This window comes from Bartonella sp. AA9NXGY (assembly GCF_042196845.1).
GTDB lineage: Bacteria > Pseudomonadota > Alphaproteobacteria > Rhizobiales > Rhizobiaceae > Bartonella.
In genome coordinates, this window is the sequence record NZ_JBHIRB010000042.1 from 1 (window position 1) to 4,022 (window position 4,022).

Here is a 4,022-nt window from a genome sequence, read left to right on the forward strand (position 1 = left end):
GTAAATAAATGGGATTGTTTCTCACTTTTACTTTTTGAAACCGTAGTATCTTCGTAAATATAGCGTGGAAAACATTGACCTTTTTCTATTGAATCTAAATTAGGCAAAGCTTTAGTCATCAATACAGAAAAGTCTTTCTTTGCTCCTATACCTGTAATTTGTATCACCTTATTATCAACCGCTTGTCTTATCGGGAATATACGCGGCATTTGATAAACTGCTTCATTAAAGACGCTATTGTAATAAAGCCATTGTTGTGTAAAAGGACGGTATAGGCTTTGAATAAGGCATTTATCTTCAAATTCGGAAAATTTACCTCTTAATAATTCTCTCTTAAGAGTACTGCTCCAACTAATCTTTCTTACATCGGAATTGACGAAATCATTCACGACCTTTGCACGTGCTGTACGATCAGCATGTGAATAGGTATTATTTAAACGTTTTACCTCATTATTATAGAAGGCAGTCATGTTATTCATATTTTTCTTTACAGATTCACGGCTTGAGTTATACGTCCAAGCATCACGATTGGTTGAAACACCAAGAGAATAAGTTTCAAAGAGCTTTTTATCATGCCCCTTTTTGACACCCATAGCTAAGAATGTTTTGAAACTGTCATCACGTTGATCAAGCCAATCACTGTACTTATCTGGTGTAATTATTTGCCAACCTTGTTTGCTCCGTGTAATACCATCAATGCTACCAAGAGACTCTATTATTATAAGCTTTTCTTTTCTCGTGAGATAATCTCCAATATCACGAAAATATATCTTACCACGCTGTTGTGCATTTGGATTTTTTACGAGAATGGAAATCGCTATAGGGGCTCGAGATCCAGAACCAAAAATTTTACCACCTTCTTTTCGAGAAAGTTCTCCAGAAGTTCGTTGGTTACCCCGTAAATGGAAAATATAAAGGCTGCTAAATTCTTCAACGAGGCATTTGCGTAAACCATCCATAGAATGTCCAGTAATAAAACCGGCATTTGTGACAAAGCCGATTACCCCAGCATTATCAATACGGTCACTAGCCCAGCGGATAGCGCGGATATAACTATCATATAACTTTTGCGTACTAGTTGCTTTCGATTTAGCTATATAAGTCTCACGAATACGATCATCTAATATGGGATAAGATATATTGGGATTATTATCGTTTTCATTCTTTTGTCCTACCGAATAAGGAGGGTTACCAAAGATAACTTTAATATCCAGTTTCTTTTGATGCTCTAAATATTCACTGTTTTCCTCTAGTAAACCTTTCATCAAATCTTGTTTTTCAAGCATCCGAAACGTATCAGCCAAACCAATATGCTTGAATGGGATATAATTCCCTTTCATCAAACTATGATAGGTCGATTCAATGTTAATCGCTGCTATGTAATAAGCCAGTAAAACAATCTCATTGGCATGAATATCATGACGGAATTTATATTCCATATCCTCTGGTTTGATGAGATTGGATTGTAATAGCCGCGTGATAAAAGTACCCGTTCCGGTGAAAGGATCGAGAATAGAGACACCCCGTGACCCTAAGCTTTTGCCAAATTCATTGCGCAACACATCATCAACAGAATGAATGATAAAATCAACAATCTCAACGGGCGTGTAAACAATTCCAAGCTTATCCGTGGTTTTCTTAAATGCCTTGGCAAAAAAACTTTCATAAAGTTTGATAATAAGATTCTGTTTTGCATGAGTTTCCGTAATGCCTGCTGTACAGAACATGACACTTTTGTAAAATTTATCAAGATCTTTCGTTTTCTCTTCGATATTTGTTTTATCCAGTTCCGTTAAGATCTTGTCCATTGCTTGCGAAATGGCATTGTTCTGTACAAATTCATTACCGTCAAATAAAGCTTCAAACACGGGACGCGTGACAAGATGTTGCGCTAACATCTCAATCGCTTCCTCTTGCTTGATTTCACTGTTGACGTTGTTCTTTAATTCCTTATGGAATGCATCAAAGGCGTGAAAGGCTTCACTCTTTTCATCGGAAATCATATCTTTAAGATGATTGATATGGTTTTGAGCAATCTCAGCAACATTGTTCGCCCAAATGCCCCAATAATCCGTGATTTTAAAACTATCCAGAAAAATGGCTTTGACAAAATCAAAAAATTCAGAACGGCGGAATAGGTCTCCTTGTCCTCCAGATACCGATTGAGATTTGCTTTCTGCTGTTCCAATGACACGTCCAGAACTTTCTGTTTTGGATGGTATCGAGATCTCATCAACCGTTGTGGTAAGCTCTTTTAATTCATTGGCTCGTTTAATCTCTATAATTTCAATCGTATGGCTGCTATCTTGTCCTAAAGACATCTGATTAATTGTCCGAGCAAGCCTTTCGTCATGAGAATGTAAAGCATGCAAAACTTGCCAAACAACACGGTATCTCTTATTGTTTTTTAAAGCCTTTTTGGCTTCTAAGTGTGAAGGAATGATAATGGGTAAAATGATATAGCCCGTTTTTTTATTTGGAGCACGACGCATCACACGCCCTACTGCCTGTATCACATCCACTTGGCTATTGCGCGGGTGTAAAAACATGATGGCATCAAGAGCAGGGACATCAATCCCTTCTGAAAGACACCGAACATTGCTTAAGATCCGACAAACGTTTTGCCCCGCATCTTCTTTAAGCCAATCCAATTCCTCATTGCGTTTTTTGACGCTTTGCGTTCCGTCAATATGTCTTACTTCACAGTTTAGAAAGGGAACGGTTTGAAGGAAATCATCAATATGAGATTTGATAATTTTATTAAAGAGCTTTGTTATATATTGAGAGGTGTTAATGTCTTTGCAAAAAGCTAAAGCACATTGCATGGGCTCTGTATCATCATCATCAACAGCCGCTTGCTTATCTATTTTGGTAAGTGCTCTATAACAGCCAATAATTTTTGCCGCATCATCTAAATCAATTTCACGGTTTTCATTGGCAATAATCTCCTGTATGGCTGGTGTGATATAGGTTTCATTAATACCCAAGACCACAATCTTGTAAGGAGTTAAAAGTTCATTATCGACAGCTTCCGCGAAGGTATAATGATGAAGTTGTTTGCCATAAAGGGTTTCATCGTCCATAGATGCCAAAACAGCATTGATCTCATCCGCCCGCCTTTTAGCAGTGTCACTAAAGATACGCGGCGTTGCTGTCATGTAGAGACGTTTTTTACCACGAATAATGCTGTTATCGTGAACCTTGATAAATTCAGATTCATTGTCTTCAGTTCCCAATGAAGCCCCAGTTGTTCTATGGGCTTCATCACAGATGATCAGATCAAATTCGGGTAAACCATGCTCTTTTTGTGCATCCGAAATCACTTGGATAGAATGATAAGTTGAAAAGACCACGGTCATTGCATCTGCTAGGGATTCACAAGCTTCTTTAGCAAGGGCTTGAGCATCCGTGGTAGCAGGGAGAACAAGATCTGATGTTTCCATGCCAACAATATCATCTTGATTTTTACGACGCTTGCCTACTTTCGTATCAGAACACACGGCAAAGGAACGCAACGGGACTTGTGCATCGGCTGTCCATTCACGGATTGTTTGCGAGACTAAAGCCAGAGAAGGTACCAGAAACAAAACACGCTTGCCTTTCCCAGCAAGGGTTTCTGCTATCTTCAAACTGGTGAAAGTCTTCCCCGTACCACATGCCATAATCAGCTTGCCACGGTCTGCTTCTTTTAAACCTTCACAGACTTTCTTGATGGCTTCTTCTTGATGGGGACGAGGCTCTTTTGTTGATTTCAGAACAACTTCTTTTTTCGTTGCAAATATTTGCCAGTCTATACGACTGTTTTCCATATGACGAAGGTCAATACGATAAACGGGTATCGCTTGTCCTTTAATCATGGCATTCACATTGTCACTTAATTCCACTTCTGTGCTGTCAACGAGAAGTCGATATTTAAAGATGTCTTTTCCAGAGGCAGCGATAAAGCTATCAATATCTTTTTTACTGATCTGATGGTCAGCTTTATAAAACTTACATTGAATAGCCACATATCCCTCTTGATG

Annotated in this window: 1 protein-coding gene; it reads right to left on the reverse strand. The window is 38.5% G+C overall.

From position 1 onward, the window contains the following. A partial coding sequence (locus ACFIM6_RS09405) for a type ISP restriction/modification enzyme (protein ID WP_375612613.1) occupies positions 1-4,022 on the reverse strand: 4,022 nt, incomplete at both ends.